This is a genomic window from Lactiplantibacillus sp. ME-2 (assembly GCF_022549155.1).
Taxonomy (GTDB): Bacteria; Bacillota; Bacilli; order Lactobacillales; family Lactobacillaceae; genus Lactiplantibacillus; species Lactiplantibacillus plantarum.
Map to the genome: position 1 here is coordinate 1 of NZ_JAKZEQ010000043.1, position 24,817 is coordinate 24,817.

The following is a 24,817-nucleotide window of genomic DNA, read 5'->3' on the forward strand; positions in this document are numbered from 1 at the left end:
ACCCTGATATGCTAATTGTCATTATAAGTGGTTTTGATGATTTTGATTTTGCGCGTCGCGCTATTAAGTTGAAGGTTCTAGATTATTTATTAAAACCAATCCCACGATCTGATTTGAAAAAATTGATGATTGCGTTCCAGCAATGCTTAATAACCGATAAACGTACGGTTGTGGATGAAGGTACTTCCCGTAGTCTAGCGATGAATGTTAAAGATTATATCGAGACGCATTATTCTGAAAAGGGCCTTTCACTAAGTCAGGTTGCAAGTGCGTTATTTGTAAATGAGGGGTATTTGAGCAGGCAACTTAAACAGACATATGGCCGAACATTTTCTGAATATTTAATAGAGTATCGGATTCAAAAAGCACAAGAGTTGCTTCGTAATTTAACATTACAATACACGGTAACAGCGATTGCTAATAAAGTCGGGTATGAAGATCCACATTACTTTAGTCGGTTATTTCGTAAGAAGACAGGCTTCTCACCAGTCCAGTTTCGTGAGCATGCAGAACTATTACCGAATAGTAATCGTGAGTGATTAGGCATCAATTAGTGTTGTGATCCACTTTTCTAAATCTGTCAATTCTTTTGATTTATATTTGAAATACAAAAGATATTCTTGCCGATGCAGATTTTATACGCATCCTTGAATTTGATTTAAATTTGAAAAATTAGTTTACAAGGGACGAGCCACATATTATCTAATTAATCAAAGCGAAGAGGCCGGTAAGTTTAGTATTTTAAAAATGATCAAATCAGTAGAGTATCAATGGCTTGATCGCACATAGACCAAAAATCCGCCCGAAGTCTTCTCCAAACTTCGAGCGGATTTTATGATTCTTTAACAGGAAACTTAATTTCAATCCACAAACCGGAACTTACTCCAAGGCTTAATAAAGTCAAGCAGTAACAGTTCCTCAGGTGCAATCCGACCAATCCGATTCTTTCGGGGTTCACAGTGGGGTTGTAAGACGATTTGCAATTCATTTTTATAAATGCCGAAGTTGTCGTTGCCTACTAATACGTCGCCACGCTGAAATTCTACATCATTATCGTGTGGACTGTTGGGCGTTTCCTTGTAGGTCACACGGGGCATGGTTGAACGGATGACATTTGGATTAATATCGCCACGGCGAAAATGTTGTGGGGTCAAGGCAATGGTTCTTTCGATTGCATTCGTCTGGGCTTCAAATTCAATGTGAAATTGTACTTGATACCGATTGATTGCTGATAATGCGGCCAGTTCGGCTTCACTCGCATAAGCGTTACCGATAATTACATCGTCGATTAGTCCGGAAGCGAAGAGATGCTTGGCCTGGACGGCGATTGGTAAGCGCCGATCAGCTTCCAATGTTGGCAGACCATCGTTGACGTTCCATGGCCCCATCGTACCAACCTGACTTGCCACGAAAGCGGCGGAGTGAATGCCGAACTTACGAAAACGTTCGCTACACTTAACGAAAAAGTTGTAAGGTAGTGCGGTTCCAACTTGGGGATAGAAATTATGGCAGCCATAAATAAATGGGACGTTTGCTTGGTAGCTGAGAATATTATTCAGATAATCGACGTCATTACTCATATTAAGTTCGATGATCAAGCCGTACGGATTATACGAGAGCAGCGCCTCGGTCGCGCCATCGAAACCCTCATCTAGTCGAATACCGGCGACGTGTAAATCAGCGAAAAACTTTAGATCTTTATAGAAAATTCCTAGTTGTTTAAAAATCCGTGGTGAAACGTCCAAAATCGTTTGGTAACCCAACTGATTTCCAACGTCAATGATTTTCTGGTACTTAGCTTTGGTTTCGGCGACCGTACCAGATACTTCCAGCATGCTCATAAAAATTCGAGTGAAGCCGTAGTGTTGGCCTAATTTGAGATAAGCGGCGTTTTCTTCAAAGTCGCTATGATCGGGATAAATGGATAAACCTAGTTGACGCATTGTCATGAATTAATTTCCTCCTGAGTCCACCGGTGCCAATAGATGACGGCGTGGGCGTTGTTAGTTGTAATATCGTTAAATGCAATTGTTGGTATTGACTGGTGCACTGTCGTCGTTAACGTGTCGCGGACCAGGCGATTGTGTTTTAAAACGGAACCAGAGAGGGCGACCCGTTGTGGCCGGGACTCTGCAAACCGCTGATATAAGGTAACGACTTGTTGTGCCAGTGCTTGGGCTGACGTGACTAATACCGTGATGGCTTCAGAATTTTGTTGCTCGGCCAGTTTGGCGATTAACTGTGCTAATTGAGCGTTAGTTTGTCGATCTTGAGCGTAAAATTTCTGGACGGCGGCAGCAACATCGGTAACTTTAAGTTGTGCCAATAGGGGAGCTGTTAGTTGACTAGTTTGACCGTTATCAGTCTGGGTCAGAACCAGTTTAAGTGCCCGCTTGCTAATGTCGTAGGCACTGCCTTCGTCACCTAAAACGTAACCCCAGCCGCCAACGCGCAGAAATTTCCCGGCTTGGCGGCCATAAACGACCGAGCCCGTGCCGGCGATCACTAAGGTGCCGTCTGCTCCTGCAAGACCGTTCAGTAGGGCCAGTTTTGCATCGCTTATGACCTGGGTATTAGCGTGGTAACGTTGGGTGATGGTTTGTTGGACCTGATCAGCCCGGCCAGCAGTTTCAATTCCAGCAATTCCGATTAAAATCAACCCAAGATGACTAGCTGGAATTGCGGCAGTGAGCTGGTCTAAGACAGTGGTTAAGTTAGTAACGGCAGCAGAGTAGTCTAGGACAACGTTACCAGGTCCACCCGTAACGCTTTGGACCAGATGCTCGGGGGCTGTCGTCCAAGTTTGACCAACGATGTGCGTGCCACCACAGTCAACGCCAATTAAATATGTCATTTTAGACCTCCTCATTGCAGTGCGAGTGCGTCACGAACGACACCGTGTGCGCGCTGCAAACGCTGCTCGGCGTCGCTGACAGAGACGCCAGCCAAGTTCATGACAATCGCTGTCTTAACGTTTTGATGAGCTGCAGCGAATAGTTCGCTGGCTTCATCGGCAGAAACTCCGGTGGCCAGTTCGATCATGTGTTTCGCGCGAATCACGAGTTTTTCGTTAGTTGGTTTAACGTCCACCATCAAGTTATGGTAAACTTTGCCGATCTTGGCCATCGAAATTGTCGATAGCATGTTAAGGACCATCTTTTCTGCCGTGCCAGCTTTCAAACGTGTTGAACCAGCGAGAACTTCAGGGCCGGGGGTTACTTCAATGGCAACCTGAGCGTGTTGACTGATTAGTGCCTGATTATTGCAGGCTAGACTGATCGTCGCCGCACCAATTTGTTGTGCGTAGTCCAGTGCACCGATAACATAAGGTGTGCGACCACTTGCTGCCAGGCCGACCACGGCATCATTAGCAGTTAAGGTCAGATCTTTCAAGTCTTGTGCGCCTAAATTAGGATTATCCTCAGCACCTTCAACGGCGACCGTCATAGCTTGAGCCCCGCCAGCAATGAGTCCTTGAACCATCTCTGGCTCAGTACCAAATGTTGGGACACATTCAGCAGCGTCTAAAACGCCTAGGCGGCCGCTAGTACCAGCGCCCATGTAAATTAAGCGGCCGTTAGCTTTAAAGGCAGTGACGATAAGTGTAATAGCGGCGGCAATTTGTGGTAGTTCGGGTGTGATGCTTTGACTAACTTTAGCGTCTTCTTGATTCATTAACTGGGCAATTGCTAGGATCGACATTTCGTCTAAGTCGTTACTGGCAGGGTTACGACCCTCAGTAGTAAGTTGGTTAATATTAGATTTCAATCGTTTTCCCTCGTTTCTTAGAATATGTACAAAGAGGACTGCGACCAATGCAGCAGTCCTCCCAGAATCATGATCATAATGGCTAATTACGGTTGGCGCTAAAGTCAGACCGATTGTCAGCAAATAAGCAATCATGTTCATTGAAAGTAGTCGTTAGTTTAAGCATACCGTAATGACAAATCCGTGTGATTTTTGTGCAATCTATTATTCGGCAACGGCTGCTGGAGCTGCTTTTTCAGCATCGGCTTTAGCAGCGTCTTGTTCAGTCTTCAATTGGTTACGATCCCAAATCTTGAAGAATGGGTAATAGATAAAGGTGGCCACAATAATATTAATAATACATAGAACGGCTGCTCGCCAGTCCCAAGCAGTGGTCATCAACGCCCCAATTGGTCCTGGTAATGTCCATGGAACTAAAGCTACTGTCCGACTAACGAGATGTAGAACAGTTGCAGCCCAAGTGATAATCCCCATGGTTAACGGTGCGAGGACAAATGGGATTGCAAAGTATGGGTTCATGACAATTGGAACACCAAAGATAACGGGTTCGTTGATGTTGAAGATCCCTGGGATAATGGTAACCCGTCCAATTGTTTTACCGTAAGCGGACTTAGAGAAAAATGCTAATAAGATACAGAGAGACAGTGTTGCCCCAGCACCACCAATGTAGACGAACCATTGGAAAAATTGTTCAGTCATGAAGTGAGGAACCGTTGCAGCAGTTGCACCTTTGGAAATGGCAGCTAAGTTATCGTTCAGGTTTGGATACCATAATGGCCAGAAGATTGGGGTGGCTAAAGCAGCACCGTGAATCCCGAATAGCCAAACAATATCAGTTAAGAGGATTGGTACGATAACTGAAAGTAAATTGTCACGACCAAAGTAGGCTAATGGGCTGAAGACCCATTGTAGGAAAGCATTAACGTCAAAGTTCAAACCAACGTGAATGACCCAAGCACCAACGATTAAGAAAGTCGCGGGAATCAAAGCTGAGAATGAAGCTGCAACAGCCGGTGGGACTCCATCTGGTAATGTAATGACGCGGTGATGGTCGCGGCAGATCCGAGTCACTTCGGCCGTTAAAATCCCAGCGAGCATTGCTGTAAATAACCCCGCAGCCCCGAAGTGTGTTAGCGGCACCACGGTGGCAGCGGCCTTTAGTCCTAACGCTTTGAAAGCTGCTGGGGTGGTCGTAATTGGTTTAACTGCCAACAATAGAAAGACCATCACTGAGACGACCCCGGTTGAAATATGATCGAAGTGATAATCTTCAGCTAACCGACCTGCAATGGCAAACGCGGCGTAAATAGCCATAAACCCCATTGAAAAATTAATTGGAATTGCTAAACCAGCGGCATAGGGTTTAATAAAGTTTGTCCAAGCAGTAATAGGTAGTTGCGTGACGATCGTAAAGAATGAGCCAACGATGGTAACTGGAATAATGACGGCCATTCCGTCTCGAATAGCACGTAAATAACGGTTGGCTGCGATCTTACTCATGACATCAATCGTCTTATCTTTCCACGTACGTGAATTATCCATAATTCATTCATCTCCTTAACAAATTAGTAATGACAAGTTAGTGTTGAATTAAGTCCTCCCTTTTTGATTTGAGTTAACACATTAACTTGATTTCATGAGTGAGTATAGCATAATATAACAGTATAGTTAACGCTTTCATTGTTGTTAGTTAATTGACATGGGTAAATTTTGATTAAGTATAGACATTTAATGTATTAAGTTAATAATAAGGGGGGGCAGCCATGAGTCGTAAAGAACCAATTTATCAAACCATTTTAAGTGCCTTGATTCTGGAATTGAACACGAACCATTTTCGAAAGAATGATCCGTTTTATAGCGAGAGTGAGCTACGGAAGAAGTATCAAGTCAGTTCCACGACAGTCGTGCGGGTACTGAATATGTTAGCCGATCAGGGTTATATTTATCGTATTCAGGGTAAGGGCAGCTTTGTTTCCAAATTTAATCGGGGGACTGCGGTACGAATTACGGATACCCATACATACGATGTTGATGAGGAACAGGTTGCAATCTTAGTGGCCAATCAGACGACGCCACTACCAACACGGGCTAAGTTTACGACTGAATCGACAACCTGGTATTTAGAGCGATTACGCGAAATTAGACACGCACCATTTGAATTTTCGCAGTCGTGGTATTTGGCGACGCTGATTCCTGCCACAGCAATGAAGAAGTTACGGGCCGTACATTCGATTTATGCACTAATTAGGAAACATGCGCAGCTTGATTTATCACGCCAGCCCTTTGAGCAAGAATATGCGGCGACCTGCGTTCCTAATCAACGAATTGCGGATTATTTGCACGTGAGTCTGGATACGATGGTGATTAAGATCGAACGGTGGGTATTTCAAGGGGAAGGCACGTTGGAATATACCGTTAGTTACATGTTGCCTAACTATTTTGGGCTGGCGCTAACTAGTGATTCCAAGTCGGTAGATCCTAACCGAATTCGATGATCGATGCATAAAGAGAGGAGTGGCACACAATGTCAATTCATAGCAATAACTTTTATTCCAACGTGTTACGACAGTCAGTGCAAGTCCAAGTTATCTTGCCGGAACCAGTGAACGCGGTCGGACAAATTTTACCAGACTACAGTAGTGGTGAACAGCAACTTCCAACTGTGTGGCTGTTGCATGGCTTAGGTGGGGACGCAACGTCGTGGTTACGGCGAACGGAAATCGAACTACTGGCAACGCAATACCGAGTAGCGGTCGTCATGCCGGAAACGGGGCGGGGATTTTATACGAATATGGTCCATGGTCCACGCTATTGGGATTACTTGACCCACGAGTTACCAACACGAATGCGTTATATCTTCCCGTTGTCGGCACGACCGGAAGACAATTATTTGTTGGGGAACTCCATGGGTGGCTATGGGGCATTACGTTATGCCTTTACCTATCCGCAGCGGTTTGCGGCTGTCGCGGCACTATCACCGGTGACGGATCTCAAAAGGTTTCACGTGGAACAATCGGCAATTATGCCAGACCTTGAGCTGGCTTTCTCACCAGCACAGATGCAAGGGACGCCAGCGGATTTGTCTTACTTGGTACAGCAACCGACAAACTGGGGGACGTTACGTGTTCTAATGGCGACGGGTGATCAAGATATGTTACGGTCAATGGATGAAGCCTTCAAGCCAGAGTTGGCGGCTGTGTTTAAAGACCAGTTTGAATGGCAGTTACAACCGGGTCACCATGATTGGCGGCTCTGGAATCATCAATTACCATTTGCGATGCACTGGTTAATTAAGGGAGGTTGGCGCAATGTTTAATGTTAAAGATGAGCACGGCCACTATAATTTGTGGCGGCAGACGGGATTAGCTTTATTACCGCTATTATTGGCAATTATCGCATATCCACTGCTACCTAATCGTGTCTACGTGCCAACCGCTGTCACCAGTCTGACGCCGTGGGGAATCAAGAGCAATATCTTCATTTATCCCGTCTTTTGCCTGATTCTGTGGTTCTTTATCTGGCTATTTATCTTCTTCAACCGGTTATATGAAAAAAATCTCAAGGTAACCCGCCAAAAATATCGGCCAATGGAGAACTACTATGTGTGGAGCAGCTGGGTGTTGGATATTCTGGCGACTTTGATGGTGGTGGTTCAGATCTTGGTGAGTGTTAGTCGGTGAGTGGTTTGTCAGGTGTGAAGTTGGCACTATGAGATTAACGATATTATTGAATAGTAAAATGGCTACAGATTGAGCAATCAAGTTCCTCAATCTATAGCCATTTTACTAATTTTTATGCTGTTTTACATAGAAAACTTGCGATTTCGAATCATCAAGATGATAACGATTACAAGACTGAGTAGCGTCACGCCAGTATCGATTTCGAAAACATGTAGAACACTGACAGCTGTGTCATCAATGATGAAGCTAGAGACTAATGGACCTACAAAGAATGTCAGTGCAGTAGCAAAACTATAGTAGCCAGTCACCTTACCTTTCTCAGCTGGAAAGTATTGGCTTAGTAAAGTTAATCCTAATTGCCAAATACCTCCGGCTGCGAAGAAGCCAATTGCAATGGCAGTTAACCGAGCACCGTCAGCACTAGGGATAACCACCATTTGGAGTAATGCTAGGAACGAAATCAGAGTGTAAGCAAAGATCAACTTGATTGGCTTAATGCGAGTTACTAATGAGGAGGTAATAAAAACGGATACTAGTGAGGCCATTGCATACCATGAAATTAGTGATTTAGAGCTGTTTAGCCCCAACTTTAAGACGCTACTACCGAAGTTTGGTGCGTATTGAGAGAAAATGTAAAACGTAAATGAAAGTGTAAAACCAACAATTATTAGCAAACTACCATCAATTAACATAGAAGGCTGATTGCCACTAGGATTAATGGTTGTTTTAGGCTCGTCGCTAATTTTAGTGTGTTTTTGAGTTAATGTTTGTGGTGCGAAGCTGGCAAGTCCAATTAAGATGATATCTAAAACCATCACAACTACCATGACGACTAGTGTGATTTGAGCGTTTGGCTGAGCAGCAACAATGAACGGCAGGACGAATTGTGCAAGAGACATGGCCGCTTTTACTAACGAATTCATGCTAGCAGCTTGCTCTTGGAAAGCATCTGTCAGTGCTGGATAACTAGCTGTATCACCAAAGGAATTGGTTGCGCCCATAAAGAGTGCAGCGATGCAAGCACTGATGAGATTAGTACTAAAGAACAGGCCCATAAGAAATAGAATTTGTGCAACCATACCGATTAACATAGTTCCCTTACGCCCCAAGCGATCAGAAAGATAACCCGCAATGAGAATTGTCAATAAGCGGCCAATTCCAATCATTGCAATGACAGTTGAGAGCCCTTTAACATCAGTGTGCCATAGTGCTTGGAATTGAGTCCCGTATTGAGACACAATAATAGTAGCCATTCCTAAAATAGCATAATTTAAATAAATTCCGGCAGCTAATGGTAAATATGTCTTATGTTTCATGGTTATATCCTGCTTTTCTTTAAGTTCCATAGTATCACCCACCAATTCTTATTTTCACAAAGTGTGCATTTTTAAACGTTATAAGCAACAAAAATGGCATTTTTAATATCCAATATAAATGTTGAAAAATCAATCAAGTAAACGGTTTATAATTATTAATATTTTTAATTGATACTAAATTCACAATCGTTGATTCACTTCAAATTTTAACACGGTCTCGAGAAGTGTCTAATAACAAAATCGCATTCAATCGATAGCTAGAAGCTATTAATCGAATGCGATTTTATTGGTTCAGAGTTAAATATTGTTAACAGAGAGTGTTTTGCTTTGATCACGAACGAAGGTGATGAACTCTTCAACAGCGGGTTGAGGTGTACGGTGCTTAAGGGTACCCATGTACAAAATTCGTTGCCATGTTGGAAATGACAATGGAATAATCTTGACTGGCATGGTTTGAAGAATAGACATATTAGGTACAACGGCAATTCCAAAACCGCTGGCCACTAAACCGGCGATGGCCTGATCTTCTTCTACGGCATATGCACTAATGGGTTGACCGCCACAGTCGTTAAATAGTTTTTGCATAATTGGATGAAGTCCACTGCGTTGCGAAAAAGTGATTTGGGGATAGGCTAATGTTTCTGCCAAATTGATACTGGAGCGGTTTGCCAGTGGGTGTGTAGTTGGTGTGATGCAAACCATAGTTTGTTCAGCGACGGGAAAAAACTCGATATCGCTAAAGTGATCCATCTTTGAGCAAAAAGCAACATCATATTTGTTGTTACGTAAACCGTTCAGAATATCTGGGGACAGGCCAGTATCAGTGTTGAATTGAAATTGGACAGCGGCATGGGGGCTTAGTTGAAGAAAACGCTGGGCAATATCTGGCAACCACTTAATACTTAGTGTTCGGAGTGCGGCAATACGAATGGGGGCTTTTTGTTGATCAAAACGTTTAATATTAGTCACACTTTTGTCGAGTAGTAGGAGTGCGGATTCGACATCACTAGCGAAAACCTTACCAGCAGGAGTTAAAGTAACACTACGTCCGGCTTTTTGAAAGAGATCAATGTTCAATTCTGCTTCTAAGGAGTGTATGGCTTTAGTTAAACTTGGTTGTGTAATATGTAACAGCTTGGCAGTTTGTGTATAGTTTTCAGTTCTTGATAATGCGACGAAGTATCGTAAATGATCCAAATTCATGATAGAAATAACCTCCCGAAGTTCATTCTGACGGGTAACGATTGATACTCAAAAGTTAACAACTACGGTTAATATAACAGAATTAATAACTTTTGGCTATGGATAGCCCCAACTAAAAGCAATTGGACGAGTCGAGTGATAGCGATTACATTTAACTTGTAAAATAAATTATGTGAATCACAAAACATGCATGTGTCGAATCCACTATTTGGAGGAAATTATTATGACAAAATCACATCCAATTACAATTAGTTCCTGGACACTTGGTGATCAATGTACATTTGAAGATCGTTGCAAAGCGGCTAGTGCTGCTGGTTACGATGGCATTGGGTTACGCGCTGAAACTTACGTGGATGCCTTGAACGAAGGTTTAACGGACGATGATATTCTCGCTATTTTGGATAAGTATAATATTCGTTGCACCGAAGTCGAATATATTGTTCAGTGGTGTGAAGCAACGCGCACATACGAACAAAAATATAAGGAACAGGCTTGCTTCCATATGTGTGAATTATTTGGTGTAAAGCATATTAATACCGGATTGATGGAAGATTATGATATTGACTATACAGCAAAGAAGTTACAAGAATTAGCAGCCCGGGCGGGTGATTTAATTATTGCATTGGAACCAATGCCTTACAGTGGCTTACCTAACTTGGACAAGACTTGGAAGATTATGCAAAAAGCCAACTGTGACAATGTATATATGTTACTAGATATGTGGCATTGGGTACGAGCCAACCAACCATATGACTTGTTGACCGAGGAACAAGCAAAGCGGGTTATTTCAATTCAAATTGATGATGCATATACTCGGCCATATGCTGATTCTATCTTACGGGATGAATCAATGCATGATCGGTTGGCTCCAGGTGCTGGTGATTTGGATACCGCTGGGTTTGTCAAGATGATAAAAGATGCAGGTGTTGATCCTAAGGTGATTGGTGTCGAAGTAATCTCTGATCAATACATGGCTAAGGGTATTGATTACGTTGCGGATTACACCTATAAGCAGACTGTGTCTGTTTTAAAGGAAGCGTGGCCTGAAATTTTAAAAGACCCAGTTCAAGCTTAGATATTTGATTATAAGGAGTGATTATTAATGAATAATAATTGGTTAGGATTAACGGATAAAGTTGTTGCAATTACGGGTGCTGTTGGTGGTATGGGTACCAAGTTCTGTGAAGAGTTTGCTAAGCAGGGTGCCAAAATTGTCTTGATTGATATGATTGCGGATAAAACCGAAGCGTACGCAAAGAAATTGACAGAAAAGTATGGCGTTGAAACGTTGGCCGTTAAGTGCAATACGACTAACGAAGAGGAAGTTGATGCTGCTGTTAAGGCCGTGACTGATAAGTTTGGTGAAGTCGATGTGCTAGTTAATACGGCTGCTATTTTACGCTTCTCACCACTTGAAGACTTGCGTTTGGATGAATGGCAAGCTGCCTTGAATGTTAACTTAACGGGTTACTTCTTAATGTCACAACGGTTTGGTCGCGTCATGATTCAACAGAAACATGGTGCGATGGTACACATCTCAACCGTAGCGTCACGTTATCCTGAAACATATAGTGGGGCCTATAGTACAACTAAAGCAGCGGTTAATATGATGTCTAAGCAAATGGCTGCTGAATGGGGACAGTATGGTGTTCGGAGTAACTGTGTCTTACCTTGTCTGGTTAAGACGCCGTTATCTGAGAACTTTTACAGTGATCCTAAAGTTGAAGAGGGCCGTGAGCGGTTAGTGGCTAGTCGCCGCATTGGGACTTTGGATGATATTGCTAATACGGTCTTATTCATGGCTAGTGACCGTTCTGACTACACTAATGGTGGTGAAGTGACCGTTGATGGTGGTTTGAATATGATGATTTCTGACATGATTCCAAAGCCAGGTGGTCGTCGTCAATACGCGATTGATCATCATCAACCAGCGAAAAAATAGAAATTAATTCAGTTACATGAACTCGTGGATGAGACTGGGACGACTGTCTCGGTCTCTTTCTTTATTAATTAAGAGGAGATAACAATTATGGAAAAACGAATTTCAGGTACCACTGGTTTATTTACCTTACTCGGCTCTCCAGTAGGTCATTCAGGTTCACCGGCGATGTATAACTTTAGCTTTCAAGAGCAAGGATTAGACTATGCATATTTAGCTTTTGATGTTAAAAAAGCACAAATGCCAGAAGCGATTGATGCATTACGATTATTTAAGGTTCGCGGTAGCAACGTAACGATGCCATGTAAGGGCGTTGCCGCAACACTTGTTGATGAGTTGTCACCGGCCGCAAAGATTGTGGGGGCTATTAATGTCATTGTTAACGATAATGGTAAGTTGACAGGTCATATTACGGATGGCATTGGTTTTGTACGCAATCTGAAAGAGAACGGTGTAGATATTGCTGGTAAAAAGCTAGTCGTGATTGGTGCTGGTGGTGCTGCTACGGCGCTACAAGTTCAATGTGCATTAGATGGTGCTAAATCATTGGCTATTTTTAACCGTGAGGACGACTTTTATGCGAATGCCGAAAACACTCAAAAGAAGATTAAGGAAGCAAAGCCAGAAGTCGACGTTAACGTCTATCATCTAGAAGACCAAGACAAGTTAAAAGCTGAGATTGAGAAGGCTGATATTCTGGTTAACGCTACTATTGTTGGTATGAAGCCGCTGGACGGTCAATCATTAGTCGATCCAAGCTATTTACGTTCAGACTTGGTTGTTGCGGATACTGTTTACAACCCCCTAAAGACCAAGTTAATTGAAGACGCCGAGGCATTAGGATGCACGGTAGCGCCGGGGAAAGGCATGTTATTGTGGCAAGGTGATGCAGCATACACACTCTTTACAGGTAAGGCTATGCCAACGGCCGAATATCAAGCCTACGAGGCACGTCAAGCAGCTAAGCAGCATTAGAAAGGGGCAATAAAAAGATGGAAGCACGAATTGATGGACACACAACTATGCTAGGCCTTTTCGGCTCGCCGGTTGGCCATTCAGGCTCACCAGCAATGTATAACTACAGTTTTGAAAAGGCAGGTATTAATGATGCATACCTGGCTTTTGACATTCAGGCTGATGAAATGGCCAGTGCGTTAACTAAAATGCGCGTTTTAAATATGCGTGGTGCTAACGTAACGATGCCTTGTAAAAAGGTTGCTGCAGAATTAGTTGATGAATTGTCACCAGCTGCAGAATTAATCGGTGCTGTGAATACGATTGTCAATAATGATGGCGTGTTAGTTGGTCATAATACGGACGGTGCGGGCTATGTTGAAAATCTACGCCAGCATGGTGTTGACCCACAGGGAAAGCGCCTTACGGTGTTAGGTGCTGGTGGTGCTGCTACAGCAATTGCCGTTCAAATGGCACTAGATGGCGCTCAGGCGATTCATATCTTTAATCCTAAGGACTCGTTTTATCAAAATGCTGAGTTAACGGCTCAAAAGATCATGGATAAAGTTCCCGCATGCCAAGTTACTGTAGGCGATATTAATGACCAGGAAGTCTTGACACAAGCAATTGCACAAAGTGATATTTTGGCTAACGCAACCAAGGCCGGTATGGCACCGAATGTTGAACAAACTAATATTAAGGATATGACCGTTTTTCGTTCTGATTTAGTTGTGACAGATACTGTTTATAATCCTGTTACCACAAAAATGTTAGCAGATGCAGCTGAACATGGAAGCAAAACAATTGGCGGTAAGGGGATGCTGGTTTGGCAAGGTGCCGCAGCGTTCAAATTGTACACAGGCCAAGAAATGCCCGTTGAAGAAGTAACGCAACGGTTCTTCTCAGATGATGGGGGACGTTAAGATGACAAGTAACACAAATTCAAACCGTAAATATTATGTAACAGCATTGGCATTGTACTTTGCTTACTTTATTTTAGGAATTGCCTCTTCAATAATGGGACAGTATAAAACTGAGTTTGCAAAGGCGTGGGGCGCATCCACGCTGGCTAACGGAACCATTGATGTTAGTATGGTAGTTTCTGTCATTGCTGCCTATGGTCTGGGACGGCTGATTGCTTACCCATTTGCTGGTCCAGTCTCTGATAGGATTGGGCGTCGTATCAGTGGTTTCATTGGAATTGCGTTGTACGCCGTATTCTTTTTTGGGATGATCACAGTTCACAGCATGTGGTGGGCGTATGCTATTGGTATTATTAACGGGATTGCTAATTCGTTCTTGGATACCTGTGTGTCACCAAGTGTGATGGAAATCTTTCCTAAATCGGCCTCAATTGCAAATCTATTTACAAAGTTTGCCATAACGGTTGCTCAGTTTGTATTGCCGTTCGTTATTGGTTTGGTTGCTAGTGCTCAAATGTCATATCGAGTCATTTTTATCGGGTGTGGAATTTTAATGATTGCTGATGCAATCTTAGTTCTGGTTTTACCATTTCCTAAGCAAGATAAAGCAACTGCTGAGGCTAAAACGACTACTGACAAACCGAAGCATCGTTTCACACCAGCTGCGATTGCATCAATTTTAATTGGTTTTACTAGTTCAGCGACGTTTATGATTTGGTTGAATTGCAATCAAGAGCTAGGAGCTAGTTACGGAATCAAAGACCCCAGTATCCTGCAATCATTTTATGCGGTTGGTGCAACGGTAGCGGTCTTATTAACTGCTCAGTTTATCCATATGGGGCTGAAAGAGACGACCGTATTAGTACTATATCCAAGTATTTCAATCGTCATGTTAATGTTATGTTATTTCATTAATAATCCAGTCATTCTCTATATTGGTAGTTTTGTTATTGGTTACGCTGCTGCTGGTGGGGTACTACAATTGGCGACCTCTACGACCATTGGTTTCTTTCCAGATAGTAAAGGTCTAGCGACATCCCTTGTAATGATTGCCTCAAGCGTGGCTAATTATGCTGTATTATCAGCTGCGGCATACTTGACAAAAGTTACCGGTGCTGATGCGCCACGGATGATAATTCTAATGAACATTGTGATTACGTTAATTGGGGTTGGTTTAGCATTGATTGTGAAACATGGTGGTCGGTCAACACGTACGTCGGCTGCTTCCGGTGTTGAAAGTTAATTAAAAATTGCGCCTTCAATAAAGGCGCAATTTTTAGATTGATCGTTCTTGATTAGTGTAATGTTGCCAACAATAACTGCGAATAAACTCTTGGAAACGGTGGACGGCAGGTGTAATAAAACCACTGCGACGAACGACTAAGTAAATTTGATGTTGTAATGGCTGATCAGCTAAGTGTTTGATTTGAACACGCTCGGGATTTAAAAGTGGTAAGTAGGGCATTAACGCAACACCCATATTGTAACGAACAAACCCAGCCATAGTATGATCTTCTTCTACTTCATAAGCTACCTTGGGCTGAACGTGGGCTGCTGATAGGATTTGGTCGATTAATGGTCGCAAGCCGCTATTCTGTGAAAATAAGATCATTGGATAAGGTGCTAGGTCTTCAACGTGTAGCGGATTTTTTTGTACCGCGGGATGATCATTTGGAACAACTGCAACAATTTCTTGTTGAACTAGTGGGATAAAGTCAAAGAGATGGGCAGTTAGCTGCTCACCCAGTCTATCGACGTTAGAGGCTAGAACGATGTCGTATTTTTCATCGGCTAGTGCTTGCAGGAGCACACCGGAGTTTCCTTGACCAAGCTCAAAAGTAATTGCTTGATTTTCGCTTTGATTTTTGAAATGGGACAGTAACTCAGGAACTAGTTGCTGTCCAAGGGTGTAGGTAAATCCTAATTTAACATGACCGGTATCTGGATCCATAAGTTGTTTGACGAGTTCGTTGCCTTGTGATAAATCATTTAAAGTAGCAGTGACGTATTTCAAATAAACACCGCCAATTGATGTTAACTTGATATTACGGCCATCTGCTTCAAAAAGTGGAACACCCAATTCGTGTTCGAGTTTTTTGATGGCATAACTCAACGAAGGCTGTGAGATACCTAAGTTTTCGGCAGCCTTTGCCATATGTTGTGTTCGAGCTAGCTCTTTGAAAAAAACTAAATGTCTTAAATTCATGAGGAATGCTCCTTTACTCATAGATAACTTTGATGATTTAAACAACTCATCCATATTTATTATATTAAACTAATTTGCTAACATAACAAGTGAATTGAGTAACAAACAGATAAAAATAATATTTAGGAGTGGTTTTTCATGGCAGAACGAATTGATGGGCATACTTTACTGATTGGTTTAATGGCGTATCCAATTCGTCATTCAATGTCCCCAACTATGCATAACAATGCTTTTGCTAAATTAGGACTAAATTACGCTTACTTAGCATTTGAAGTGACGAATGAAACGCTGCCAAGTGCAATTGAGTCAATCAGAACACTTGATATGCGTGGCTCCAATATTTCAATGCCAAACAAGCAAAAAGTGATTCCATTGCTTGATAAGCTTGATCCAGCAGCTAAAATGGTGGGTGCGGTTAATACAATTGTTAATGATGATGGTGTTTTAACAGGTTATACGACTGATGGCATCGGATTTATGAAAGCGCTCGCGGATGAAGGCTTGGATATTCGCGAACATAAAATGACGCTAGCTGGTGCTGGTGGTGCCGGGACTGCGATCGCAGTGCAGGCTGCATTGGATGGTGTCAAAGAAATATCTATTTTTAATATGCACGATGCAACATGGGCAAATGCCGAACGGAACGTTAAACTAATTAATGAGCAGACCGACTGTCACGCCACTTTACACTCATTAGAAGATCGTGATGATTTCAAACGGGAAATCCAAAGCTCTTATATCTATACTAATTCGACAGGTGTTGGAATGAAACCACTTGAAGATAAGACGCTTGTGGACGATCCTAGTTGGTTCAGCTCAGACCAAATTGTGTTTGATACAGTATATGCACCACGAACGACTAAATTAATGAAGGTAGCTCGTCAAGCAGGATTGAAGCATGTTTACAATGGTTTAGGTATGATGCTTGAACAAGGTGCAGCAGCCTTTAAGCTGTGGACTGGCGAAGACATGCCAGTTGATTACATTCATCAGATTCTGTTTAGTGATGATCAGGATAAATAATTGATGACAGGAGGCAAGTTAAGATGCAACCAGCGATAAAGCTACGAAATATTGAACTTGGTAGTGGTCGACCTAAGTTGGCAGTGCCTATCACAGGAACGACGATTAATGATATTTTAGCAGCGACGACACCGATTTTAGCTGCACAGCCAGATGTCGTTGAATGGCGAATTGATTTTTTCAAGGATGTAACTAATCCAGAACAGTTGAAATCGGCCGGTCAGCAACTTCGTCAGGCTTTAGGTGATATTGCCTTATTAACTACTTTCCGAACTAAAGGTGAAGGCGGCGAATTAGCACTATCAGATACTGAGTATTTTAAACTGTGTGAGACGGTCTTAGATGGTGGGTTCACGGATGCATTAGATGTTGAACGTTACCATGACGAACAAGCTGTTAAGCAAATTGTTGCAGCAGCTCATGAGCATCAAGTAGTTGTGATCATGAGTAATCATGATTTTGATAAAACGCCGGCGGTTGCTGAGATCGTTAAGCGCCTTACTAGTATGGTCGATTATGGTGCTGACGTTGCTAAGATGGCTGTGATGCCACAATCGGTGGAGGATGTCTTAACATTACTGACAGCGACTAATATTGCACGCCAAACACTACCACAGCCAGTAATCACAATGTCGATGGGTGACTTAGGAAAAGTGTCACGGCTTGCTGGTGAAGTGTTCGGCTCTTGTTTATCATTTGCAACGGTCGGGGCGGCTTCGGCACCTGGGCAAATTGCACTTGAAAATTTACGGCCGGAATTGGAAGATCTGAAGTTAAATTAAAGCATAACTGAAAGAAATCGTGAGGTCAGAGTGATGATTGGGACACAAAAAAAGTATGTTTCACAATTTACGATGATGGGAACCGTCATCTCGCTGACATTATTTGAGCCGAATCAGTTAGCGGTCGAAGCGGTCTATGATTACTTGCAGCGGATGGATGGTGTCTTTTCTGTCAATCGTGCCGATTCAGAATTAGCTGCGATCAATCAATATGCCGGTATTCATCCAGTTTTGGTTAGCACTGAATGCTTTCAACTAGTGTCGGATGCTATTAAGTACACAAAGCAATATGCGGATAGTTTTAATGTGCTAATTGGACCGTTGGTTAAACTTTGGAAGATTGGTTTTGGTGGGCATCAAGTACCAGCGGCCAAGGGAATTAGCCAACGATTAGCCTTATTAGATACGCACGAAGTTATCCTAGATGAAGCCCAATCGAGTATCTACTTGCGTCAATCTGGCATGCAATTAGATCTTGGTGCGATTGCCAAGGGGTATTTTGCCGATCAGGTCGTTAAGCAGTTACAGCAGGCTGGCATTACCAGCGCTATTGTTAATCTTGGTGGTAACGTTAAGCTATTAGGGGCCAATCCGCTAACCGATAATCGGCGTTGGCAAGTTGGAATTCAAGCACCCGAAGCGCCACGTGGCTATCCAGCGCTACAGGTTGAAACGCCTGCTAGAACGGTAGTGACGTCAGGTATCTTCGAACGATATTTTAAAATTGGCAATCACCGCTACCACCATATCCTTGATCCGCGAACTGGTTATCCGGTTGAAAATCAAGTTGATCAGGTGTCGATTATAACTGAACGGTCAGAATTAGCTGAAGTGTTATCAACGGTGGCCTACTTTGAAGGGCCAAACCGTGGTTGTCAACTAATCGAACAGTTGCCACATACGGAAGCAATTTTTATTGATCATGAACAACAGGTAACAGTTACCAGTGGCTTAACGCCGCGACGCAAAGGAGTGTTTACTATTGAGTAAAAAACAAATTACCGGCCAAGCAATGGGCCACAACGGTATTATCAATTATGAAGTTGACGTGCAAGATAATAAGATTGAGGATTTGAAAATATTAAAGCATTCCGAAACGTCGGGGATCTTTAACCAAGTCATTGATAAATTGAAACAAAATATCATTACGGAACAATCATTCAATGTTGACACAATTAGTGGTGCAACGGTGATGACCCAAGCGTTACTTAAGTCGGCAGATAAGGCTGTAACCGATGCTGGTGTTGATGTGCAGCCAGTTCCTAAGAAAAAAGCCCCCAAGACGCAAAACTTGCGGACCGACGTGCTCATTATTGGTGGCGGAGAAGCGGGCTTAGTCGCTGGCTGTCGAGCGTTGACAATGGGTCAGAAGGTTATCTTAGTTGAAAAGAACGGCTATCTTGGTGGTGCGACGATTCTGAATGGTTCTAACGTTGTTGGTACCGGGTCTGATGTTGCTGCGCAAATTTTTGATAATAATCATGATACGCCAGAAATGTTGGCACAAGATGTTGCTCGTGAAAGCTTGGAGACGAACTATCCAGCTTTGACCGACCTAATGGTGCATAACATTGGTCCAGCCATTGATTTTATTAGTAAGTTTGCAGATTTACATTATCAAAAAGCACAGACGCAAACGCCAGAACATTCGATTAACCGTCAGATTGAACTACCTTCAGCAAGTAGCTATGAATTCATTCAAAAAGTTTCGAAGGCGTTTGCTGCTGCGGGTGGTCAAATTATGTTGGATACTCGAGTCGAGAAGCTTATGTTGGACAACGATAAAAAGTTACGCGGTGTGATTGCTGCTCAAAAGGACCAAACAGTCAACATCAAGGCACGTTCAGTTGTGCTTGCTGCAGGTGGTCATGGAGCTAACCAAAAGATGCGTGGTACTGAAAGCGAAGGCATTGATTATTATGGCCCAATGACTTCCACTGGGGATGCCTATCAATTTAATGGTGATTTGGATTTGCAAACGCACGATTTAGGTTGGTACAAGCTGTATCCACATGGTGTTGAAGTGGAACCAGGCGTTGCTAAATTGACCACGTACGCGTCGAAACAAGCAACTGATATGGGTGCAATTTACGTTAACTCTAAGGGTGATCGAATCGTTAACGAATCAAATGTTTATACGACTTTTCGGAATGCCATCCTTAAACAAGCGGATAAAGTTGCTTACCTAGTAATGGATGAACGGACTTGGAAGAAAGTTTACGACCTACTGATCCTGCATGATTTCACACCAGAAGAAATTAAGAGCTTCTTTGAGAATAAGGGTAAACGGCCAGTATTTGTTAAGGGTTCTTTGGAAAGTGCTGCTGAGCAGGCCGGAATTGTGGTTGATGAATTAGTCCACACGGTCAAAAATTATCAAGGCTATGTTCAAGATGGTCACGATCATGATTTCGGTCGTGATCCGAAGTACTTGCACCAATTTGAAGGTGAAACATTCTACATCATTGAACAACGTGATCGCTTTGCGACGACTTTAGGTGGCTATAGTGTTGATGCTGATAACTTGCAATTGGTAACGACTAAAAATGCACCGGTAGCTAATTACTTTGGTGCGGGGGAAATCATCGGCGGCGCTAACGGACATGATTCAATGCCAAGTATGATGAATACTTGGGGGATTTCGTCGGGTTACGTTGCCGGCGCCGCGGCTAGCGAAAACGCTCAGCGGCAGGCAACCGCGGGCGATGACGAAGCCAATATTGTGGCCATTGTGGGGACTAACGCTTCAAAATCATATAACCGTAAGTTGTTGTATGCCATGAAAGAATTATTTGAAACGCAAGTTAATTTTGAAATTTGTGAAATTAAAGATTTACCGCTATTCAATGAAGATGATATGGATCGGGAACCGGCAAGTGTAAAAGCGTTAGCCGCTAAGATTGAAGCCGCTGATGGTGTCGTCTTTGGCGTGCCAGAATATGATCATTCGATTCCAGCTGCCTTGAAGAGTGCCATTGAATGGCTGTCCTGTGCAGAACATCCATTCAAAGACAAACCAGTGATGATTGTTGGGACTTCGTTAGGTATTCAAGGTACGGTACGTGCTCAGATGAACTTACGACAGATTTTGGACTCACCCGGTGTGGATGCCAAAGTTATGCCTGGTAACGAGTTCATGTTACCTCAAGCCGGCAATAAGTTTGATGAGAACGATCATCTGAATGATGACGGTAGTGAACACTTCTTGAAGCAGTGCTTTGGGCACTTTTTAGAGGGGCTTGAATTAGCATCTAAGAAGACAGTGACGAATTAACTACTATCTAGACTAAAAGAACGTACACAACTCGTGTACGTTCTTTTAGTCTAGATTTTAGTTGTTAAATCTTTTGTTCCACGTCGTCGATTGTGACAACCAGGGTCGCGCGAATCCAATCAAACTTAGTATGCATTTGATCGAAATAAGCGCCACTAGTTTCAAACTTGCCGGTACCATGAATGTGGAAACCACAGCCAGTACCAGTTGTGCCGGGAACCTTGTAACTACCGACAGCAATTGTAATGTGGTTGTCGGTAGCAAAATCGGCCTCAATTGAGTGCATGCCAGCCGATGGGATCAATAGGGTATGATCATCGATAAGTTGCATATAATGACTCCAGGTGTTGACGACGTGTGCTGGTGCGGCGTTGACCGTAACGATGGTTGCGGGGGTCGTGTCTTTGATAACTTCAATAAATTTAGGGTCCATAATAAGTACTCCTTTACGTTTATATTCTCATAATATATTGTAATTGATATATATAAATTATCAAGCGAGAGTGTTCGATGTCTCAATAATCTTAGCGGAGGTAGCATGGTAAAACCAGGCGTTGCTTTTTACTAATGAAAGCGGTAACTTTAGCTAGGAACGAATAACGAGAGGGTGTTTAATATGTATCAAGCAAGCCAGAAGCGCTATGACCATATGATTTATAATCGAGTAGGCAATAGTGGTTTGAAGCTGTCAGCAATCGGGCTAGGTCTTTGGAATAATTTTGGAAGCGTTGATCCGATCGCTAATCAAAAGGCAATCATTCATCAAGCTTTTGATTTGGGAATTACCTACTACGACTTAGCCAATAACTATGGCCCGGAGCCCGGCAGTGCAGAAACGAATTTTGGTCGTATTATGGCTACCGATATGCGGTCATACCGTGACGAAATGGTCATTGCTAGTAAAGCGGGCTATGTGATGTGGCCGGGACCATACGGCAATTGGGGGTCACGAAAAAGTATTATTGCCAGTGCTGATCAGAGTCTTCAGCGAACTGGTTTAGACTACTTTGATATTTTTTATAGTCACCGTCCTGATCCTGAAACACCAATGGAGGAGACGGCCGCTGCGCTTGATCAGCTAGTACGGCAGGGTAAGACATTGTATGTAGGCATTTCAAATTATAATGGCAAGCAGACGGCTGCTATGACCAAGATATTTGAATCATTAGGAACCCCATACATTATTCACCAACCACGCTATAATATGTTTAATCGACAGGTGGAACAGGACTTGTTCCCCGTTCTACAAGCAACTCATAAGGCGGCGGTTGGCTTTAGCTCACTATCACAGGGGTTATTGACGGACAAGTATCTGCACGGAATCACGACAGATTCACGGGCCAATAAGCAAACAATTCCATTTTTGAGTCCAGTCCAGGTAGAACAGACACTAGCTACGGTAAAGCGCTTAAATGAAGTCGCGCAACAACGGGAGCAAAGCTTAGCTCAAATGGCTTTGGCTTGGAACCTACGTCAGCCAGCCTTAGCAAGTGTCTTGATTGGTGCTAGCCGGCCAGAGCAGGTGGTTAATAACGTTGCTGCATTGGAAAAGTTGAAATTTAGTGAATCAGAATTAGCAACGATTGAACAGATTCTTACCGAACAACCGGCAATTGATTGGAATGCTGGTCGATCATAGCGTTTGCGCAATTCGCTATAGTCAATGTTATAGAGCCGCAAAAGAAAGGGCCATATCCGAGGATATGGCCCTTTCTGTACCTAATAGTTAAGTTAAGAATAACATAGTTTTGCAGATTTGCACGCACAGGGGGGCCTTTACTAAATAAATTAGTGTTTAAATTCGCCAATTTTCACAATTAATGATAAAGTTTTACATGATAGTTATCACGATTATGCGTTGAAGTTCGGCGCAATACTTGAAAATTAAAATAATTTGCAAATAAATCATGCGATAGCGACTTTAGATGGTAGTAAGAATTAGTTTGAATTTAAGGGGGCCAATTCATGGCGGCGACGCTAAAAGATATTGCAAATAAAGTTGGCGTATCATTGGCAACGGTATCGCGCGTGTTAAACAAAGATCAGTCATTGTCTGTTAGTGATACAACGCGCCAACGAATTCTAGATGCAGCAGAAGCATTACAGTATTCAAAAAATAAACGGCATACTGTCACGACGGCGCGTAAGCGACTTGCTATTGTTCAATGGTATTCGGAATCTAAGGAACAAGATGATTTGTATTATATGTCGGTCCGGATGGGGATTGAACGTCGTGGACAGGATAATCAGTTTGAAGTGACTCGGATTTTCCAAAATAATTTACAAGAATTGGGACCAGACGTAGATGCAGTGATTGCAGTTGGAAAGTTCAGCGAGCCACAAGTCAAGGACTTGGCATCAGTAACTGACAACTTAGTATTCGTAGATGATGATCAGTTTGATGCTGGTTTTGATAGTGTCATTACTGATTTTCGGTTGGCCACAGAAAAAGTTGTCGATTATTTTTGGCAACGCAACTTTCATCATATTGGCTTTATTCACGGTCAAGAAATGACAACCGACCATCAGTTAGCGGTAGTTGATCGACGCATGCTAGGTTTTCGGGCCGCGATGGAACGACGGCATGCGTTTGATCCTAAGTTCGTTTTTAAGGGCGATTATACTAGTGAATCTGGGTTTAAAATGATGCAAAAAGCCATTCGTAAGTTGGGAGACCAGCTACCAGGAGCCTTCTTTGTGGCAAATGATCCGATGGCGGCAGGTGCGCTTAAAGCGTTGCAAGCTAGTGGCATCCAGGTGCCAGAACGAGTGAAGCTATTTAGCTTTAACAATACTTCGCTGGCGACATTCGTTTATCCCGAATTAAGCGCAGTTAACGTAGATACTGAGTTAATGGGGGCGACCGCAGTTAATTTGGTCATCAGTCGACTAGCAGGGCGAACAACGACACAACGGGTTGAGCTGGGTACTAATCTGGTTGAGCGAGCAAGTTCCAAGTAGTGAAGGGCGATCTGGGATAGAAACCAGATCGTTCTTTTGGTGTTTTAACTAAAAGTTTTACTCAACTTCAAGAAATTCTGGTATACTTCTAAATGAAAGCGGTTTAAATAACACGGAGGTGCATGATTTTGGAAACTAAAAAAACGGTGTTTGACCAACTAGATGGTCAAGATGTAATGCGTTATACGCTGGTCAATGACCATCAAACTCGTATCTCGGTCCTTAGTTATGGTGGGACGTGGCAAGAATTCGTCGTCAATGAAGACGGCGTTGAGCATCCCTTGATTTGGGGCCTTGATAACATGACTGACTATCAACGAGTGGGATACTGCCTATGTCAATCAATTGGTCGGGTTGCTGGCCGGATTGGCGGCGCTAAGTTCAAAATCGATGATCAATCCTATCAAGTTGATATGAACGAACAAACCCATTCGCTACACGGCGGGAATCATGGTTTTAACACGCTGAACTTTGAAGGTGCTTTTAGCCAAACCAATGATAGTGTCAGTGTGACTTTGAAGAAGCATATCAACGCCAGTGATGATAATTACCCGGGAAATATGGATGTCGCTATCAAGTTTACATTAGATAATCAGGATCAAGTATCCATTGCATTTACCGGTGATACTGATGCAGCAACCCTCTTTAATCCAACTAATCACGTTTATTGGAACACAACTGATGATCGGACCAGTTTGGCCCAACAAAAATTACAGATTACGAGTGCAGCTCACTTGGAATTTGATGATGAAAAAGTCCCAACTGGTAAGGAATTAGCAGTTAAAGGC

The 24,817-nt window shown here is 42.9% G+C and carries 23 protein-coding genes and 1 pseudogene; 16 read left to right on the forward strand and 8 right to left on the reverse strand.

Annotated elements, in window-relative coordinates:
* Nucleotides 1–539 (forward strand): DNA-binding response regulator (locus MMY95_RS13175; RefSeq protein WP_241277701.1); only part of this gene is annotated, 539 nt, incomplete at its 5' end.
* A 321-nt stretch (nucleotides 540–860) separates the two neighbouring features.
* On the opposite strand, the gene MMY95_RS13180 is transcribed toward MMY95_RS13175, so the two are convergent.
* The 4 genes from MMY95_RS13180 to MMY95_RS13195 all read right to left on the reverse strand — a co-directional run bounded on the left by MMY95_RS13180 (nucleotide 861) and on the right by MMY95_RS13195 (nucleotide 5,310).
* Nucleotides 861–1,949 carry a MupG family TIM beta-alpha barrel fold protein gene (locus MMY95_RS13180; protein ID WP_241277702.1) on the reverse strand — a complete coding sequence of 363 codons (1,089 nt, stop codon included), beginning with the start codon at nucleotides 1,947–1,949 and terminating at the stop codon, nucleotides 861–863.
* The gene (locus MMY95_RS13185) at nucleotides 1,946–2,854 is read right to left on the reverse strand and encodes a BadF/BadG/BcrA/BcrD ATPase family protein (protein WP_021356546.1); all 909 of its coding nucleotides are present in this window, start codon (nucleotides 2,852–2,854) and stop codon (nucleotides 1,946–1,948) included. The genes MMY95_RS13180 and MMY95_RS13185 overlap by 4 nt, the downstream gene beginning before the upstream one ends.
* 11 nt (nucleotides 2,855–2,865) lie before the next feature.
* On the reverse strand, nucleotides 2,866–3,768 hold the full coding sequence (gene murQ, locus MMY95_RS13190; RefSeq protein WP_024272406.1) for an N-acetylmuramic acid 6-phosphate etherase: 903 nt from the start codon (nucleotides 3,766–3,768) through the stop codon (nucleotides 2,866–2,868).
* A gap of 204 nt (nucleotides 3,769–3,972) precedes the next feature.
* The gene (locus tag MMY95_RS13195; protein WP_104796024.1) at nucleotides 3,973–5,310 is read right to left on the reverse strand and encodes a PTS transporter subunit EIIC; all 1,338 of its coding nucleotides are present in this window, start codon (nucleotides 5,308–5,310) and stop codon (nucleotides 3,973–3,975) included.
* Between the two features lie 221 nt (nucleotides 5,311–5,531).
* On the opposite strand from MMY95_RS13195, the gene MMY95_RS13200 reads away from it, so the two are divergent.
* From MMY95_RS13200 to MMY95_RS13210, 3 genes are read left to right on the forward strand one after another with little or no spacing between them, the layout of a single operon-like run.
* Nucleotides 5,532–6,263: a GntR family transcriptional regulator gene (locus MMY95_RS13200; protein WP_241277703.1), complete on the forward strand. Its 732-nt coding sequence runs from the start codon at nucleotides 5,532–5,534 to the stop codon at nucleotides 6,261–6,263.
* A 29-nt stretch (nucleotides 6,264–6,292) separates the two neighbouring features.
* Nucleotides 6,293–7,084, forward strand: a complete 792-nt coding sequence (locus tag MMY95_RS13205) for an alpha/beta fold hydrolase (protein WP_003643083.1) — start codon at nucleotides 6,293–6,295, stop codon at nucleotides 7,082–7,084.
* Nucleotides 7,077–7,448, forward strand: coding sequence for a hypothetical protein (locus MMY95_RS13210; protein ID WP_003643082.1), 372 nt, complete (start codon nucleotides 7,077–7,079; stop codon nucleotides 7,446–7,448). The genes MMY95_RS13205 and MMY95_RS13210 overlap by 8 nt, the downstream gene beginning before the upstream one ends.
* 122 nt (nucleotides 7,449–7,570) lie before the next feature.
* Here MMY95_RS13210 and MMY95_RS13215 read toward each other — a convergent pair whose 3' ends face one another.
* Together MMY95_RS13215 and MMY95_RS13220 are read right to left on the reverse strand one after the other, a co-directional pair.
* Entirely contained in the window at nucleotides 7,571–8,794 is a 1,224-nt protein-coding gene (locus tag MMY95_RS13215; protein ID WP_003643081.1) for an MFS transporter, read from the reverse strand.
* 267 nt (nucleotides 8,795–9,061) lie between these two features.
* Entirely contained in the window at nucleotides 9,062–9,967 is a 906-nt protein-coding gene (locus MMY95_RS13220; protein ID WP_003643080.1) for a LysR family transcriptional regulator, read from the reverse strand.
* A 223-nt stretch (nucleotides 9,968–10,190) separates the two neighbouring features.
* Between MMY95_RS13220 and MMY95_RS13225 the strand changes: the two genes are divergently transcribed.
* The 5 genes from MMY95_RS13225 (at nucleotide 10,191) to MMY95_RS13245 (ending at nucleotide 15,026) form a co-directional block, all read left to right on the forward strand.
* On the forward strand, nucleotides 10,191–11,042 hold the full coding sequence (locus MMY95_RS13225; RefSeq protein WP_011102192.1) for a sugar phosphate isomerase/epimerase: 852 nt from the start codon (nucleotides 10,191–10,193) through the stop codon (nucleotides 11,040–11,042).
* 27 nt (nucleotides 11,043–11,069) lie between these two features.
* Nucleotides 11,070–11,909 (forward strand): SDR family oxidoreductase, encoded by an 840-nt coding sequence (locus MMY95_RS13230; RefSeq protein WP_003643078.1) that lies wholly within the window; start codon nucleotides 11,070–11,072, stop codon nucleotides 11,907–11,909.
* Nucleotides 11,910–11,996: 87 nt separating this feature from the next.
* Nucleotides 11,997–12,881, forward strand: coding sequence for a shikimate dehydrogenase (locus MMY95_RS13235; protein ID WP_003643077.1), 885 nt, complete (start codon nucleotides 11,997–11,999; stop codon nucleotides 12,879–12,881).
* Between the two features lie 17 nt (nucleotides 12,882–12,898).
* Nucleotides 12,899–13,783, forward strand: a complete 885-nt coding sequence (gene aroE, locus MMY95_RS13240; RefSeq protein ID WP_003643076.1) for a shikimate dehydrogenase — start codon at nucleotides 12,899–12,901, stop codon at nucleotides 13,781–13,783.
* 1 nt (nucleotide 13,784) lies between these two features.
* Nucleotides 13,785–15,026: an MFS transporter gene (locus MMY95_RS13245; protein ID WP_003643564.1), complete on the forward strand. Its 1,242-nt coding sequence runs from the start codon at nucleotides 13,785–13,787 to the stop codon at nucleotides 15,024–15,026.
* Nucleotides 15,027–15,059: 33 nt separating this feature from the next.
* On the opposite strand, the gene MMY95_RS13250 is transcribed toward MMY95_RS13245, so the two are convergent.
* The gene (locus tag MMY95_RS13250) at nucleotides 15,060–15,989 is read right to left on the reverse strand and encodes a LysR family transcriptional regulator (protein WP_003643563.1); all 930 of its coding nucleotides are present in this window, start codon (nucleotides 15,987–15,989) and stop codon (nucleotides 15,060–15,062) included.
* A 138-nt stretch (nucleotides 15,990–16,127) separates the two neighbouring features.
* Between MMY95_RS13250 and MMY95_RS13255 the strand changes: the two genes are divergently transcribed.
* From MMY95_RS13255 to MMY95_RS13270, 4 genes are read left to right on the forward strand one after another with little or no spacing between them, the layout of a single operon-like run.
* Entirely contained in the window at nucleotides 16,128–17,012 is an 885-nt protein-coding gene (locus MMY95_RS13255; protein WP_104796021.1) for a shikimate dehydrogenase, read from the forward strand.
* 23 nt (nucleotides 17,013–17,035) lie between these two features.
* Nucleotides 17,036–17,794, forward strand: a complete 759-nt coding sequence (gene aroD, locus MMY95_RS13260; protein WP_015826115.1) for a type I 3-dehydroquinate dehydratase — start codon at nucleotides 17,036–17,038, stop codon at nucleotides 17,792–17,794.
* 33 nt (nucleotides 17,795–17,827) lie between these two features.
* Nucleotides 17,828–18,784, forward strand: a complete 957-nt coding sequence (locus MMY95_RS13265; protein WP_003643071.1) for an FAD:protein FMN transferase — start codon at nucleotides 17,828–17,830, stop codon at nucleotides 18,782–18,784.
* On the forward strand, nucleotides 18,777–21,068 hold the full coding sequence (locus tag MMY95_RS13270) for an FAD-dependent oxidoreductase (RefSeq protein WP_202861200.1): 2,292 nt from the start codon (nucleotides 18,777–18,779) through the stop codon (nucleotides 21,066–21,068). Before MMY95_RS13265 ends, MMY95_RS13270 begins: the two co-directional genes overlap by 8 nt.
* A gap of 64 nt (nucleotides 21,069–21,132) precedes the next feature.
* Here the strand turns inward: MMY95_RS13270 and MMY95_RS13275 are convergent, their stop codons facing one another.
* Nucleotides 21,133–21,501 (reverse strand): pyridoxamine 5'-phosphate oxidase family protein, encoded by a 369-nt coding sequence (locus MMY95_RS13275; protein WP_011102185.1) that lies wholly within the window; start codon nucleotides 21,499–21,501, stop codon nucleotides 21,133–21,135.
* A 183-nt stretch (nucleotides 21,502–21,684) separates the two neighbouring features.
* On the opposite strand from MMY95_RS13275, the gene MMY95_RS13280 reads away from it, so the two are divergent.
* The 3 genes and pseudogenes from MMY95_RS13280 to MMY95_RS13290 form a co-directional block, all read left to right on the forward strand.
* Nucleotides 21,685–22,707 carry an aldo/keto reductase gene (locus MMY95_RS13280; protein ID WP_053267479.1) on the forward strand — a complete coding sequence of 341 codons (1,023 nt, stop codon included), beginning with the start codon at nucleotides 21,685–21,687 and terminating at the stop codon, nucleotides 22,705–22,707.
* Between the two features lie 326 nt (nucleotides 22,708–23,033).
* The gene (locus MMY95_RS13285; RefSeq protein ID WP_003643067.1) at nucleotides 23,034–24,029 is read left to right on the forward strand and encodes a LacI family DNA-binding transcriptional regulator; all 996 of its coding nucleotides are present in this window, start codon (nucleotides 23,034–23,036) and stop codon (nucleotides 24,027–24,029) included.
* 122 nt (nucleotides 24,030–24,151) lie between these two features.
* Nucleotides 24,152–24,817 (forward strand): annotated as a pseudogene (locus tag MMY95_RS13290) (galactose mutarotase); the annotation flags it as partial.